This window comes from Pseudomonas sp. AP42 (genome assembly GCF_001728935.1).
In the GTDB taxonomy this organism is placed as follows: Bacteria; Pseudomonadota; Gammaproteobacteria; order Pseudomonadales; family Pseudomonadaceae; genus Aquipseudomonas; species Aquipseudomonas lactis.
Genome location: NZ_LYSO01000022.1, coordinates 61,493 through 76,310, shown reverse-complemented (window position 1 = coordinate 76,310; position 14,818 = coordinate 61,493). Strand labels below are relative to the sequence as shown.

Annotated in this window: 15 protein-coding genes; 10 read left to right on the top strand and 5 right to left on the bottom strand. The window is 60.6% G+C overall.

All coding sequences use genetic code 11. The features are described 5' to 3' along the window. Positions 1-158: 158 nt before the first annotated feature. The 3 genes from A7K61_RS11380 to A7K61_RS11370 form a co-directional block, all read right to left on the bottom strand. The gene (locus tag A7K61_RS11380; RefSeq protein ID WP_069557557.1) at positions 159-1,058 is read right to left on the bottom strand and encodes an acyltransferase; all 900 of its coding nucleotides are present in this window, start codon (positions 1,056-1,058) and stop codon (positions 159-161) included. Then, entirely contained in the window at positions 1,059-3,158 is a 2,100-nt protein-coding gene (pta, locus tag A7K61_RS11375; RefSeq protein ID WP_003188396.1) for a phosphate acetyltransferase, read from the bottom strand. A 79-nt stretch (positions 3,159-3,237) separates the two neighbouring features. Beyond that, the gene (locus tag A7K61_RS11370; RefSeq protein WP_078802457.1) at positions 3,238-3,525 is read right to left on the bottom strand and encodes a DUF3565 domain-containing protein; all 288 of its coding nucleotides are present in this window, start codon (positions 3,523-3,525) and stop codon (positions 3,238-3,240) included. Here A7K61_RS11370 and A7K61_RS11365 point away from each other — a divergent pair. After that, positions 3,524-4,009 carry a peptidylprolyl isomerase gene (locus A7K61_RS11365; protein WP_027606858.1) on the top strand — a complete coding sequence of 162 codons (486 nt, stop codon included), beginning with the start codon at positions 3,524-3,526 and terminating at the stop codon, positions 4,007-4,009. The two genes, A7K61_RS11370 and A7K61_RS11365, sit on opposite strands and share 2 nt — an antisense overlap. 293 nt (positions 4,010-4,302) lie before the next feature. On the opposite strand, the gene rpsT is transcribed toward A7K61_RS11365, so the two are convergent. Then, positions 4,303-4,581: a 30S ribosomal protein S20 gene (gene rpsT / locus A7K61_RS11360; protein ID WP_003188401.1), complete on the bottom strand. Its 279-nt coding sequence runs from the start codon at positions 4,579-4,581 to the stop codon at positions 4,303-4,305. Positions 4,582-4,834: 253 nt separating this feature from the next. On the opposite strand from rpsT, the gene murJ reads away from it, so the two are divergent. The 6 genes from murJ to ispH all read left to right on the top strand — a co-directional run bounded on the left by murJ (position 4,835) and on the right by ispH (position 12,354). Further along, on the top strand, positions 4,835-6,373 hold the full coding sequence (gene murJ / locus A7K61_RS11355; protein ID WP_044270793.1) for a murein biosynthesis integral membrane protein MurJ: 1,539 nt from the start codon (positions 4,835-4,837) through the stop codon (positions 6,371-6,373). Positions 6,374-6,492: 119 nt separating this feature from the next. Further along, a complete protein-coding gene (gene ribF, locus A7K61_RS11350) occupies positions 6,493-7,431 on the top strand; it encodes a bifunctional riboflavin kinase/FAD synthetase (RefSeq protein ID WP_003188404.1) in 939 nt (312 codons plus the stop codon). Between the two features lie 14 nt (positions 7,432-7,445). Beyond that, a complete protein-coding gene (gene ileS, locus A7K61_RS11345) occupies positions 7,446-10,277 on the top strand; it encodes an isoleucine--tRNA ligase (RefSeq protein ID WP_044270795.1) in 2,832 nt (943 codons plus the stop codon). After that, positions 10,270-10,782, top strand: coding sequence for a signal peptidase II (gene lspA, locus A7K61_RS11340; RefSeq protein WP_044270796.1), 513 nt, complete (start codon positions 10,270-10,272; stop codon positions 10,780-10,782). Before ileS ends, lspA begins: the two co-directional genes overlap by 8 nt. Before the next feature lie 7 nt (positions 10,783-10,789). Further along, complete coding sequence (locus A7K61_RS11335; RefSeq protein ID WP_171905470.1) at positions 10,790-11,227, top strand: peptidylprolyl isomerase; 438 nt, start codon at positions 10,790-10,792, stop codon at positions 11,225-11,227. 179 nt (positions 11,228-11,406) lie between these two features. Further along, positions 11,407-12,354: a 4-hydroxy-3-methylbut-2-enyl diphosphate reductase gene (gene ispH / locus A7K61_RS11330; RefSeq protein ID WP_032893637.1), complete on the top strand. Its 948-nt coding sequence runs from the start codon at positions 11,407-11,409 to the stop codon at positions 12,352-12,354. On the opposite strand, the gene A7K61_RS11325 is transcribed toward ispH, so the two are convergent. Continuing rightward, positions 12,308-12,889 (bottom strand): GspH/FimT family pseudopilin, encoded by a 582-nt coding sequence (locus A7K61_RS11325; protein ID WP_044270798.1) that lies wholly within the window; start codon positions 12,887-12,889, stop codon positions 12,308-12,310. The genes ispH and A7K61_RS11325 overlap by 47 nt on opposite strands. Before the next feature lie 196 nt (positions 12,890-13,085). On the opposite strand from A7K61_RS11325, the gene pilV reads away from it, so the two are divergent. Genes pilV through A7K61_RS11310 form a run of 3 tightly spaced genes read left to right on the top strand, consistent with a single transcriptional unit; the run spans position 13,086 to position 14,811 of the window. Next, entirely contained in the window at positions 13,086-13,571 is a 486-nt protein-coding gene (pilV, locus tag A7K61_RS11320; RefSeq protein WP_069557556.1) for a type IV pilus modification protein PilV, read from the top strand. Next, entirely contained in the window at positions 13,568-14,275 is a 708-nt protein-coding gene (locus A7K61_RS11315) for a prepilin-type N-terminal cleavage/methylation domain-containing protein (RefSeq protein WP_069557555.1), read from the top strand. Before pilV ends, A7K61_RS11315 begins: the two co-directional genes overlap by 4 nt. A gap of 5 nt (positions 14,276-14,280) precedes the next feature. Further along, entirely contained in the window at positions 14,281-14,811 is a 531-nt protein-coding gene (locus A7K61_RS11310; RefSeq protein WP_044270801.1) for a PilX N-terminal domain-containing pilus assembly protein, read from the top strand. Positions 14,812-14,818: the final 7 nt, after the last annotated feature.

The window sequence follows — 14,818 nt, the reverse complement described above, 5'->3', positions numbered from 1 at the left end:
GCTTACTTTTGCGCTTTTCAAAAGTGAGCCGCTGTCAGAGCGGAACCCTAGGTGGCCGTAACCTAAATAACGGATATGTACCCGGTCCAACTGTGCTGACTGTCAGGCCGTCTTCGCAGGCAAGCCAGCTCCCACATTAAAATGCATTCACATGTTGATCAGCGGCTGGTTGGAAAGTCTTTGTACAGTTGCTCCAGCAACGCATCCTTGTCTTGCCACAACCGGTTGATCCAGCCCTGGAACGCCAACCGATAGTCCCCATCCTGCTCATAATTCTTGCCGATGAACTCAGCCGGGATCTGTACTTCTTCAAAGTGCACCACCACCTCCTGCACATTGCCGCACAGCAAATCCCAATAGCCTGGGCGCCCGCCGGGGTAGTGGATGGTCACATTCACCAGTGATTTGAGCTGCTCGCCCATGGCATCCAGCACAAACGCAATACCGCCCGCCTTGGGTTTAAGCAGGTAGCGAAACGGTGACTGCTGCTGCGCATGCTTGCCCGGGGTAAAGCGTGTGCCTTCGGCAAAGTTGAAAATCCCCACGGGGTTGTCGCGAAACTTCGCGCAGGTCTTGCGCGTGGTTTCCAGGTCTTTGCCTTTCTTCTCCGGGTGCTTCTCCAAATAAGCCTTGCTGTAGCGCTTCATGAAGGGAAAGCCCAGTGCCCACCACGCCAGGCCAATCACGGGTACCCAGATCAGCTCTTGCTTGAGGAAGAACTTCAGCGGGCGAATGCGCCGATTGAGCACGTACTGCAACACCATGATGTCGACCCAGCTCTGATGGTTGCTGGTCACCAGGTACGAGTGCTGGTAGTCCAGGCCCTCAAGGCCGGTCAGGTGCCAGCGCGTACGCCGCACCAGGTTCATCCAGCCCTTGTTGTTGGTGACCCAGGCTTCGTGGGTGTGGTTCATCAGCCATTCGCTCAGGCGCTTGGCAAACGGCAGCGCCTTGAACAGCGCGACGATAAACAGGAACGAACACAGCAGGATCGTGTTCAGCGCCAGCAACAGCGAAGCGATCACCCCGCGCACGGCGGCAGGTAGAAAATCCAGCATTTAGATATCCATGGGTCGATTGGCGGCTTGGATCGCCGTCAGGGCGATGGTGTACACGATGTCGTCCACCTGGGCGCCACGTGGCAGGTCATTGACCGGTTTGCGCAGGCCCTGGAGCATCGGCCCCAGGCTCACGCAATCGGCGCTGCGTTGTACGGCTTTGTGGGTGGTGTTGCCGGTGTTCAGGTCTGGGAACACAAAGACGGTGGCCTTGCCTGCCACCTGGCTGTTGGGGGCCAGTTGCCGGGCGACGTTTTCGTTGGCGGCGGCGTCGTACTGCAACGGGCCGTCGATCAGCAGCGAGCTTTGTTGCTCGTGGGCGAGCAGGGTGGCTTCGCGGACTTTTTCCACTTCCTCGCCGCTGGCCGAGTCACCGCTGGAATAGCTGATCATCGCCACCCGTGGCGTGATGCCGAACGCGGCTGCCGAGTCAGCGCTTTGCAGGGCGATTTCCGCCAGTTCCGCAGCGCTTGGGTGCGGGTTCATCACGCAGTCGCCGTACACCAGCACCTGCTCGGGGAACAGCATGAAGAACACCGACGACACCAAGGTGCAGCCCGGCGCGGTCTTGATCAACTGTAACGCGGGGCGAATGGTGTTGGCGGTGGAGTGAATCACGCCGGAGACCAGGCCATCCACTTCGTCGAGGGCGAGCATCATGGTGGCGATCACCACGGTGTCTTCCAGCTGTTGCTCGGCCATGGGCGCGTTGAGGCTTTTGCTCTTGCGCAGGGCGACCATCGGCTCCACGTAGCGTTGGCGAATCAGGTCGGGGTCGAGAATCTCCAGGCCTTCGGGCAGGTCGATGCCCTGGGCGCGGGCAACGGCTTCCACATCCGCAGGCTTGGCCAGCAGCACGCAACGGGCAATGCCGCGGGCCTGGCAGATCGCGGCGGCCTGTACGGTCAGCGGCTCGCTGCCTTCGGGCAACACGATGCGTTTGTTGGCGGCCTGGGCGCGTTGGATCAGTTGGTAACGGAACACCGCCGGCGACAGGCGCATCTCCCGTGGCGTGCCACACCGCTGGTGCAGCCAGCGTGCATCGAGGTGGCTGGCGACGAAGTCGGTAATGATTTCCGCACGCTCGCGGTCATCGATGGGGATTTCCTTGTTGAGGCTATTGAGCTGGTTGGCGGTGTCATAGGAGCCGGTGCTCACCGACAACACCGGCAACCCGGCCTGGAAGGCGCCTCGGCACAGATCCATGATGCGCGGGTCGGGCAGGGTGTCGCTGGTCAGCAGCAGCCCGGCCAGCGGCACGCCATTGATGGCGGCCAAGCTGACGGCGAGGATGATGTCGTCGCGATCGCCCGGGGTCACCACCAACACACCGGGCTTGAGCAGCTCGACGGTGTTACGCATGGTGCGGGCGCAAATGATGATCTTGGTCATGCGCCGGCTTTCGTAGTCGCCGGCGTTGAGGATCTGCGCGCCCATCAGGTCCGCCACATCGCGGGTGCGCGGGGCATTGAGCTCGGGTTGGTAGGGGATGCAGCCGAGCAGCCGGAAATCACCGCTGCGCAACAGCGGCGAATGCTCTTTGAGGCGCGCCGAGAAGGCCTCCATGCTTTCGTCGGTGCGTACCTTGTTGAGGATCACGCCCAGCACTTTCGGGTCTTTGGGACCGCCAAACAGTTGGGCCTGCAATTCCACGCGGCCAGACAACTCGGTGAGCACTTCGTTTTCCGGTGCCGAGACCAGGATCACTTCCGCGTCCAGGCTCTTGGCCAGGTGCAGGTTGACCCGTGCCGCGTAGCTGGCGCTGCGGGTCGGCACCATGCCTTCGACGATCAGCACGTCTTTGCCTACGGCCGCCTGCTGGTACAGGGTGATGATTTCTTCGAGCAGCTCATCGAGCTGGCCGTCGCCGAGCATGCGCTCTACGTGAGCCAGGCCAAGCGGCTGCGGCGGTTTCAGGCCGTGGGTGCGTGCCACCAGCTCGGTGGAGCGTTCCGGCCCGGTATCGCCCGGGTGTGGCTGAGCGATGGGTTTGAAAAAGCCGACTTTCAGGCCGGCCCGTTCCAGGGTACGCACCAGCCCAAGGCTGATGGAGGTCAGACCCACACCAAAATCGGTGGGCGCGATAAAAAAAGTCTGCATGCGAATTCTCTGGAGGTGCATGGCTTGGGTGGCGCTCTATGGGTGAGTGCCTACCGCGAATCAGGCGCCAAGGTTATCGTTATTCGTGCCCTTGCGCACACCAGCCGCACGCAAAGGCCTGGCCTATTTTTTCAAGGCGTTGCGCGGGGTCGAGCACCCAGGCGCGTGACTGCCAGGGCGGCTGGTGGCGCAGGTGCTGGGTGTGGCCGCAAGACAGCTCGGCCACCCAGTGCCCATCGTCGTCTTGATGAAAACCTGTGATCGTGACCGTTGATCGGCCCCGTCCGTCCGGGTTCCGTTCGCTTTCGGGCAAATCCTTGTTTAGACTTGTCCGTTCTTCATTCTTTTGCAAAAGGTCTCGCCCCATGACGATCGCCGCTAACAAGGCTGTCTCCATCGACTATACCCTGACCAACGACGCTGGTGAGGTCATCGACAGCTCCGCCGGCGGCGCGCCGCTGGTTTACCTGCAAGGCGCAGGTAACATCATCCCGGGCCTGGAAAAGGCTCTGGAAGGCAAGAGCGTCGGTGACGAACTGACCGTCGCCGTAGAACCTGAAGATGCCTACGGCGAATACTCCGCCGAACTGGTCAGCACCCTGAGCCGCAGCATGTTCGAAGGTGTCGATGAGCTGGAAGTGGGCATGCAGTTCCACGCTTCCGCGCCGGACGGCCAAATGCAGATCGTCACCATCCGCGACCTGGACGGCGACGACGTCACCGTTGACGGCAACCACCCTCTGGCTGGCCAGCGCCTGAACTTCCAAGTGAAGATCGTGGCCATCCGCGACGCTTCCCAGGAAGAAGTGGCTCACGGCCACGTCCACGGTGAAGGCGGTCATCACCATTGATTGATGTTTTGATCAAGTGGTAGCAAAAACGCCCCGACTGGTTCGGGGCGTTTTTTTTTTGCCCTGAGAATATCCCCGGTCAACTCTCTGTAGGAGCGAGCTTGCTCGCGAAAAACCTGAGAGCCCCGCTGGGCGCCAGGCTTCCCGCGTCATCGTTAACGATCTTCGCGAGCAAGCTCGCTCCTGCAGTTGTTGGGCGTGTTTTCCGGCACACACAAAAATGCCCCGTACCTTTCGGTACGGGGCATTTCTTAACTGTTACGCAACCTGAGCTGCGTTGCAGTTGTTACCACTTAGGCTGCAGCAGGAACGCTCAGAGCCTTGATGTGGCCATTCAGGCGGCTCTTATGGCGAGCGGCCTTGTTCTTGTGGATGATGCCTTTATCGGCCATACGGTCGATAACAGGCACAGCCAGAACGTAAGCTGCTTGAGCTTTTTCAGCGTCTTTGGTGTCGATGGCTTTGACTACATTCTTGATGTAGGTGCGAACCATGGAACGCAGGCTGGCGTTGTGGCTGCGACGCTTCTCAGCCTGTTTTGCACGTTTTTTGGCGGAAGGTGTGTTGGCCACCGTCGAGCTCCTCGAAAGACTTTTTAGGAAATAGCAAACAAAATAGGCCGCGAATCATGCCGATGACTTGACGGGTTGTCAAGGGCGGCTGATGCGAACTGCTGAGTGGTCGATCTGAAGAGGCGGGTGATTTATTTCCGGCGCTTGACCTGTAAACTCGCGAGCTTTGGCTCTGTGCTGTTGCAGGCGCGCAGTATCGCATAAGTGGGCGCGTAGTTCGCCTGCTCTTTATCTATAGGCGCAAACTCTTTCAATGAATCTGCTCAAATCGTTGGCTGCCGTCAGCTCTATCACGATGATTTCCCGGGTTTTGGGGTTCGTGCGTGACACCCTGCTGGCCCGCATCTTTGGCGCCAGCATGGCCACGGATGCGTTCTTTATTGCCTTTAAACTGCCCAACCTGTTGCGGCGGATCTTCGCCGAAGGCGCATTTTCCCAGGCGTTCGTGCCGATCCTGGCCGAATACAAGACCCAGCATGGCGAGGAGGCGACTCGTACGTTCATCGCCTACGTCTCGGGTTTGCTGACGCTGGTGCTGATGCTGGTAACCATCGTCGGCATGCTCGCCGCGCCCTGGGTGATCTGGGCCACCGCCCCCGGCTTTGCCAATACCCCGGAAAAATTCGCACTGACCACTGATCTGCTGCGCGTGACCTTTCCTTATATATTGCTGATCTCCCTGTCGTCCCTGGCCGGCGCGATTCTCAATACCTGGAACCGATTCTCGGTGCCGGCGTTCGTGCCGACCTTGCTGAACGTCAGCATGATTATTTTTGCGCTGTTCCTCACACCGTACTTCGACCCGCCCGTCATGGCCCTGGGCTGGGCGGTGCTGGCCGGCGGCCTGGCACAGTTGCTGTACCAACTGCCCCACCTGAAAAAAATCGGCATGCTCGTACTGCCGCGCCTGAACCTCAAGGACACTGGCGTGTGGCGCGTCATGCGCAACATGCTGCCGGCGATCCTCGGGGTGTCGGTCAGTCAGATTTCGCTGATCATCAACACCGCGTTCGCCTCGTTGCTGGTGTCAGGGTCGGTGTCGTGGATGTACTACGCCGACCGCCTGATGGAATTGCCATCCGGTGTGCTGGGCGTGGCGTTGGGCACGATCCTGCTGCCGACCCTGGCGCGTACCTACGCCAGCAAGGATCGCCAGGAATATTCGCGCATCCTCGATTGGGGCCTGCGCCTGTGCTTTTTGCTGGTGCTGCCGTGCGCCCTGGCCCTGGGCATCCTCGCCGAACCGTTGACGGTCTCGCTGTTTCAATATGGGCAGTTCGACGCCCATGACGCATTGATGACCCAGCATGCGCTGGTCGCCTACTCTGTCGGCCTGCTCGGCATTATTGTGATCAAAGTGCTGGCGCCGGGCTTCTACGCTCAGCAGAACATCCGCACCCCGGTGAAAATCGCGATTTTCACCCTGGTCGTTACGCAATTGCTCAACCTGGTGTTTATCGGCCCGCTGGCCCACGCCGGCCTGGCCTTGGCGATCAGCGCGGGTGCGTGCATAAACGCAGGCCTGCTGTTTTACCAATTGCGTAAACAACAGATGTACCAACCGCAGCCAGGCTGGGGCGTGTTTGCGCTCAAGCTGCTGGTGGCGGTTGCCGCGATGTCGGTTGTGCTGTTTGGCCTGATGCACATCATGCCGGCCTGGGGCCAAGGCAATATGCTGGAGCGCTTCATGCGCCTGGGTGTATTGGTGGTCGCGGGCGTGGCGGTGTACTTCGGGATGTTGCTATTGCAGGGTTTCCGCCTGCGTGACTTCAATCGCAAGTCGCTGGGATAGAGACTTTGCCGCGATAAAACGGTTGTTTTATCGATTCGACCCATTTGGCCTGCGCTGTTGCCTGTCGTCCGGGGCTGGGTGTGGTTATAATCGACCACTTTATGAGCAAGAAGCGCGTTATGCAGCTGGTTCGAGGTCTCCACAACCTGCGCCCCGAGCATCGGGGCTGCGTCGCCACTATTGGCAACTTTGACGGTGTTCACCGTGGCCACCAGGCTATCCTGGCTCGGCTGCGCGAGCGTGCGGTCGAGTTGGGCGTGCCCAGCTGCGTGGTGATTTTTGAGCCGCAACCGCGGGAGTTCTTTACCCCGGAAACGGCGCCGGCCCGCTTGGCGCGCTTGCGGGACAAGCTGCAGCTGTTGGCGGAGGAGGGCGTGGACCGTGTCCTCTGCCTGGCATTCAACCAGCGTTTGCGCAGCCTCAGCGCCGCCGAGTTCGTCGACCGCATCCTGGTGGACGGCTTGGGTGTGCAGCACCTGGAGGTCGGCGACGACTTCCATTTCGGTTGTGACCGGGTCGGGGATTTCGATTTTCTGCAACATGCCGGCGTCAATCAGGGTTTCACTGTCGAGGCCGCGCAAACCGTCGAACTGGACGGCTTGCGCGTGAGCAGCACCCAGGTGCGTAACGCCCTGGCCGCCGCCGACTTCGACCTGGCCGAGCGTTTGCTCGGTCGCCCGTTCCGCATTGCCGGGCGGGTACTGCACGGCCAGAAGCTGGCGCGCCAACTGGGCACGCCAACCGCCAACGTGCAACTCAAGCGCCGCCGTGTGCCGCTGACCGGGGTTTACCTGGTGAGCGTCGACATCGACGGCCAATCGTGGCCAGGAGTCGCCAATATAGGCGTCAGGCCCACGGTTGCAGGTGATGGCAAGGCCCACCTGGAAGTTCACCTTTTGGATTTTGCCGGTGATTTATACGACCGGCGTTTGACGGTGGTTTTCCACCAGAAGCTGCGTGAAGAGCAGCGTTTCGCCTCCCTTGAGGCGTTGAAAACGGCGATCAATGCGGATGTCGCCGCCGCCCGTGCACTAGCCGCACCTAGCGCCCATCGCTAACCGAAGAGCCTTAAATGACCGACTATAAAGCCACGCTAAACCTTCCGGACACCGCCTTCCCAATGAAGGCCGGCCTGCCACAGCGCGAACCGCAGATCCTGCAGCGCTGGGACAGTATTGGCCTGTACGGAAAGTTGCGCGAAATTGGCAAGGATCGTCCGAAATTCGTCCTGCACGACGGCCCTCCTTATGCCAACGGCACGATTCACATCGGTCATGCGCTGAACAAGATTCTCAAGGACATGATCCTGCGCTCCAAGACCCTGTCGGGCTTCGACGCGCCGTATGTCCCAGGTTGGGACTGCCACGGCCTGCCGATCGAACACAAAGTCGAAGTGACTTACGGCAAGAACCTGGGCGCGGACAAAACCCGCGAACTGTGCCGTGCCTACGCCGCCGAACAGATCGAAGGGCAGAAGTCCGAGTTCATTCGCCTGGGTGTGCTGGGCGAGTGGGACAACCCCTACAAAACCATGAGTTTCAAGAACGAGGCCGGTGAAATCCGCGCCTTGGCCGAAATCGTCAAGGGCGGTTTCGTGTTCAAGGGCCTCAAGCCCGTGAACTGGTGCTTCGACTGCGGTTCGGCCCTGGCCGAAGCGGAAGTGGAGTACGAAGACAAGAAGTCCTCGACCATCGACGTGGCCTTCCCGGTCGCCGACGACGCCAAGCTGGCCGAGGCGTTCGGCCTGGCAAGCCTGGCCAAGCCGGCCGCCATCGTGATCTGGACCACCACCCCGTGGACCATCCCGGCCAACCAGGCGCTGAACGTGCACCCGGAATTCACCTACGCCCTGGTGGACGTTGGTGATCGCTTGCTGGTGCTGGCCGAGGAAATGGTCGAGTCGTGCCTGGCGCGTTACGAGCTGCAAGGTTCGGTAATCGCCACCACCACCGGTTCTGCGCTGGAGCTGATCAACTTCCGTCACCCGTTCTATGACCGTCTGTCGCCGGTGTACCTGGCTGACTACGTCGAGCTGGGTTCGGGTACTGGCATTGTTCACTGCTCGCCTGCCTATGGCGTGGACGACTTCGTGATCTGCAAGAAGTACGGCATGGTCAACGATGACATCATCAACCCGGTGCAGAGCAACGGCGTATACGTGCCTTCGCTTGAGTTCTTCGGTGGCCAGTTCATCTTCAAGGCCGACCAACCGATCATCGAAAAGCTGCGTGAAGTCGGTGCGCTGATGCAAACCGCCACCATCCAGCACAGCTACATGCATTGCTGGCGTCATAAGACCCCGCTGATCTACCGCGCTACGGCGCAGTGGTTTATCGGCATGGACAAAGAGCCGACCAGCGGCGACACCCTGCGTGTACGTTCGCTCAAAGCCATCGAAGACACCACGTTCGTCCCGGCGTGGGGCCAGGCGCGCCTGCACTCGATGATCGCCAACCGTCCGGACTGGTGCATCTCCCGCCAACGTAACTGGGGCGTTCCGATCCCGTTCTTCCTGAACAAGGAAAGCGGTGAACTGCACCCGCGCACCGTCGAGTTGATGGAAGTCGTGGCCCAGCGTGTCGAGCAGGAAGGCATCGAAGCCTGGTTCAAACTGGACGCCGCCGAGCTGCTGGGCGACGAAGCGCCGCTGTACGACAAGATCAGCGACACCCTCGACGTGTGGTTCGATTCGGGCACCACTCACTGGCACGTGCTGCGTGGCTCGCACCCGATGGGTCACGAGACCGGCCCGCGCGCCGACCTGTACCTGGAAGGTTCGGACCAACACCGTGGCTGGTTCCACTCGTCATTGCTGACCGGTTGCGCCATCGACAACCACGCGCCGTATCGCGAGCTGCTGACTCACGGTTTCACCGTCGACGAGACGGGCCGCAAGATGTCCAAGTCGCTGAAGAACGTGATCGAACCGAAAAAGATCAACGACACCTTGGGCGCCGACATCATGCGTCTGTGGGTGGCCTCCACCGATTACTCGGGTGAAATCGCCGTGTCGGACCAGATCCTGGCCCGCAGCGCCGATGCCTACCGCCGTATCCGCAATACCGCGCGCTTCCTGCTGTCGAACCTGACCGGTTTCAACCCGGCCACCGACCTGCTGCCGGCCGAGGACATGCTCGCCCTGGACCGTTGGGCCGTGGACCGTACCCTGTTGCTGCAGCGTGAGCTGCAAGAGCACTACGGCGAATACCGCTTCTGGAACGTCTACTCCAAGATCCACAACTTCTGCGTGCAGGAGCTGGGCGGTTTCTACCTCGACATCATCAAGGACCGCCAGTACACCACCGGCGCCAACAGCAAGGCGCGCCGTTCGGCGCAGACCGCGCTGTACCACATCAGCGAAGCGCTGGTGCGCTGGATCGCGCCGATCCTGGCGTTCACCGCCGACGAGCTGTGGGAATACCTGCCGGGCGAGCGTAACGAGTCCGTTATGCTCAACACCTGGTACGAAGGCTTGACCGAACTGCCGGCCGACTTCGAACTGGGCCGCGAGTACTGGGCAGGCGTCATGGCCGTCAAGGTTGCAGTGAACAAGGAACTGGAAGTCCAACGTGCGGCCAAGGCCGTGGGTGGCAACCTGCAAGCCGAAGTCACTCTGTTTGCCGAAGATGGCCTGACCGCCGACCTGGCCAAGCTGAGCAACGAACTGCGCTTCGTGCTGATCACCTCCACCGCGAGCCTGGCACCTTTCGCCCAGGCCCCGGCAGATGCCGTGGTCACCGAGGTGCCGGGCCTGAAGCTCAAAGTGGTGAAGTCGGCCTTCCCTAAATGCGCCCGTTGCTGGCACTGCCGTGAAGATGTGGGTGTGAACCCTGAGCACCCTGAAATCTGTGGTCGTTGTGTCGACAACATCAGCGGTGAAGGCGAGGTTCGCCACTATGCCTAATGCAGCCAGTCGTTTCGGACGTCTGGGCTGGCTCGTACTGAGCCTGCTGGTGCTGGTCATCGACCAGGTCAGCAAGGCTCACTTCGAGGGCTCCCTGGAAATGTTCCAGCAAATCGTGGTGATCCCGGATTACTTCAGCTGGACCCTGGCCTACAACACCGGCGCCGCTTTCAGCTTCCTGGCTGACGGCGGTGGCTGGCAGCGCTGGCTGTTCGCGGTGATCGCCGTGGTGGTCAGTGCCGTGCTGGTGGTGTGGCTAAAGCGCCTGGGCCGCGACGACACCTGGCTGGCCATCGCGCTGGCCCTGGTGTTGGGCGGCGCGCTGGGTAACCTGTATGACCGCATCGCCCTGGGCCATGTGATCGACTTCATCCTGGTGCATTGGCAGAACCGCTACTACTTCCCGGCGTTCAACTTTGCCGACAGCGCCATCACCGTTGGTGCAATCATGCTGGCGCTGGATATGTTCAAGAGCAAGAAAACCGGAGAAACCGTCAATGACTGATCAGGTATTGGCTGAGCAACGCATCGGCCAGAACACGGAAGTCACTTTGCATTTCGCATTGCGCTTGGAGAATGGCGACACGGTAGACAGCACTTTCGATAAGGCCCCGGCGACCTTCAAGGTGGGCGACGGTAACCTGCTGCCTGGTTTTGAAGCGGCATTGTTCGGGTTCAAGGCGGGCGACAAGCGCAACCTGCAGATCCTGCCGGAAAACGCCTTCGGCCAGCCCAACCCGCAAAACGTGCAGATCATCCCGCGTTCGCAGTTCGAAGGCATGGACCTGTCGGAAGGCTTGCTGGTGATCTTCAATGATGCGGCCAATACCGAATTGCCCGGAGTGGTTAAAGCGTTCGATGATGCGCAAGTGACCATCGACTTCAACCATCCGTTGGCTGGCAAGACGCTGACCTTTGACGTCGAGATTATCGGCGTCAAAGCGCTGTAACTGACCGTACACGGTCTAAAATGTGGGAGCGGGCTTGCTCGCGAATGCGCAGTGTCAGCCATCGATTTATTAGGCTGACCCACCGCATTCGCGAGCAAGCCCGCTCCCACCTTTGATCCCATTGCTCATACGGTCAGCATCAAACCTGACCCAAGTGGCTGCAAGGCACGAGGCACAGCATGCAAATCAAACTCGCCAACCCCCGTGGCTTCTGCGCTGGCGTGGACCGGGCGATCGAAATCGTCAACCGCGCCTTGGAAGTCTTCGGGCCGCCGATTTATGTGCGCCACGAAGTCGTCCATAACAAGTTCGTGGTCGAAGACCTGCGCGCACGCGGTGCGATCTTTGTCGAAGAACTCGACCAGGTCCCCGACGACGTTATCGTCATCTTCAGTGCCCATGGCGTGTCCCAGGCCGTGCGTACCGAAGCGGCCGGCCGTGGCCTTAAAGTGTTCGATGCCACCTGCCCGCTGGTGACCAAGGTGCACATCGAGGTAGCGCGCTATAGCCGCGACGGCCGCGAATGCATCCTGATCGGCCATGCCGGTCACCCGGAAGTCGAAGGCACCATGGGCCAGTACGACGCAAGCAACGGCGGCGCCATCTACCTGGTGGAAGACGAAAAAGACGTTGCCAACTTGCAGGTGCACAATCCCGACCGCCTGGCTTTCGTCACCCAGACTACCTTGTCCATGGACGATACCAGCCGCGTCATCGACGCCCTGCGCACGCGATTCCCGGCCATTGGCGGCCCCCGCAAGGATGACATCTGCTACGCCACGCAAAACCGCCAGGATGCGGTCAAGCAGCTGGCGAATGAATGCGATGTGGTACTGGTGGTCGGCAGCCCTAACAGTTCCAACTCCAACCGCTTGCGCGAACTGGCCGAACGCATGGCCACACCGGCATACCTGATCGACGGTGCCGAAGACATGCAGCGCAGCTGGTTCGACGGTGTCGAGCGTATCGGCATCACGGCGGGTGCCTCCGCTCCGGAAGTGCTGGTGCGCGGCGTGATCCAACAGTTGCAGGCCTGGGGTGCCACCGGCGCCGATGAGCTGGCGGGTCGTGAAGAAAACATCACGTTCTCGATGCCCAAGGAGCTGCGGGTCCGCTCGCTGCTCTGACGGCCAGGGTGCTGGAATAACCTCGGCATAATGCCTGTTCGGTCTTGTCACTGCGCAGGCTGACGCGCCCGCTGGGGGCCAGCACGATCTGATACAGGCTCTGTGCATGGGCCTTGTCACACACATGCACGGTGCCGGCACGAAATCCCCCGCCGGCGAACACCGGCTCCCCCAGGCCGCTGAAGCGCACTTGGCTCGTCACCGGGCCATTACCGGCGACCGGCACGCGCCCACTGCCCTCACGCTCCAGCAATACTGGATTGTCGTCATCCAGGTGGCCGCGCCCACTCACATCCAGTATCACGCGCCATCCCAAGCTCCAGTCCTCACTCTTTGCATGAATCACCACCGCCCGGTTGCGCGCGATGGCCTCGGTACGTGCGTAGCGCAGCCCGGAGGCAAGTGATTGGGCAACGTTTTGTCGTTGCTGTGATTCAAGTAAACCCTTGAAACCAGGTACGGCCAGTTGTGCGAGAAAACTGGTGACGATCAGCCCCAGCAGCATTTCAATCAGGGTGAATCCTCGTTGTTTCATGTGCGTTCCCTCCTTGGGCACGAGTGGGTTTTCTAGGTATAGCGCTTGGTCCTTGGCCCTGGATGATGGCCTTTATGTCCAAAGTATTTCCCTTTGTTCCGGGGGCAGCGCGGCTCGAAAACCGAAGCTAGTCTTGGGTCGCACAGCAGGCTTTGCCTGCTTTTTTCACCGGCCTTCGACATGGATGACGACGCAAATGCCAGCCTGCCCGAACCGATTTTTCCTGCGCCTTGCGCACTCGCGCCAGTCCGGCATGACGCTGGTCGAAGTGCTGGTAGCGCTGTTGATTTTGGCGATTGGCCTGATGGGCGCTGCGGTGCTGCAACTCAACGCGCTCAAGTACACCAACAGCGCCAGGATGACCAGCCAGGCCAGTTTTATTGCCTACGACATGCTCGACCGTATTCGCACCAATGCTGGCGCTGATTACACATGGGCCAGGGCGGAGCGGGCGCCACCCAACACTGCCACCGCCAGTGTGCGTGACCTGGACCTGCACGATTTCGAGGCCAATATCATCGGTTTTGCCGGCGAGGATGCCAAAGGTTCAGTGGTGGTGAACGGGCACGAGGTCACCATCAGCATCAGTTGGGCGGATGCCCGGGCAGCAAACCGGCCAGGGGCGCGGGAAACCTTCACCCTGACCAGTCGCATCAGTAATGAACAAGGAGTGTCGCAATGAAGCGTCTTGCGCGAGGTTTCAGCCTGGTGGAAGTCTTGCTGGCGCTCGCCCTCGGGTTGGTTTTGATACTTGGGGCAAGCCAGATACTGATCAGTGCGCGGTTGACCCATGCCAGTCAGCAGGCCGCCATGCTGCTGCAGGATGATGCGCGGTTTGTGCTGAGCAAGATCACCCAGGATATTCGCCAGGCAGGCATGCTGGGGTGTTTGGCCGTGGCCGCTATCGATAATGCTCCGGCTGCCTTTGATCGGCCGATAAGCTGGGAAGCGGCGGGGAGTGCGAAGTCGCTGACGCTGGTGACCGCGAATGTCGGCGACGGCGTCGGCAAGCCCGACTGGACGGTGCTCTCCGACTGCAAGGAGGCGGCCCGGGCTTATGCCGGCACACCATCTGTTGTCGACCCCGGCCAGCTTCGCTTTGGTATACGTCAACTTACCTACACCTACGAATCGGGCCAGTTGAAGATCAGTACTCCGACAGCACCCGCCAGGGCGGTATTGATGGATAACGTGCGGGCATTCGACGTCAGCTTCGGCATGGCGGCCACCTCGGCATCAACGGTCGTGGTGCGATATGACAGCCATCCGACCGATGAGTCGCTGATACGTAGCGTGCGTATTCTCATGACCCTTCAAGACCCCGCCGGGCGGGTGAAGGACCAGACCTACAGCGTCGTGGCGGCACTGCGGAACCGGCTGGGGTAGGGGCAATGACCATGCAGGGTAGCATTCGTGTACGGCAGACCGGGATGGTGCTGCTGATCAGTCTGGTGTTCCTGTTGGTGCTGTCGCAGGTGGGGCTGTCCTCGATACAGGCTGCGGTCTCCCAGCAAAAAGTCGCGAGCAGCCTGTGGCATCGCAATCAATCGTTTCAAGCTGCCGAAAGCGGCCTGAGGTTGGGGGAATCGGCCGTGCAAAAGGTTGGTCATGCGATGCCTGTCTGCCACTCCATCACCCGCTGTGCGCCGCCCGCTGAGGCTTTTTCGTTGACGGCGGCCGGGACGAATCCTGCCTCGGCAGTCACCTGGCTCGCCTTGAAGGATGGTTTTTATGGCATTCAATCCCTCGGGGAGGGTGAAGGGCTGGCTCATTTACCGCCCCGTTCCCCTGCCTCGCTTTTTCGTGTCACCTCGGTCGGGCTCGCGGGGCAATCGCGCACGGTGCTGGAGACGGTCTATGCACGGGTGGAGGAGGGCGGCCGTGTCAGGTTTCGACGGGTCTTATGGCGGCAACTTCAATAAGGAGCAA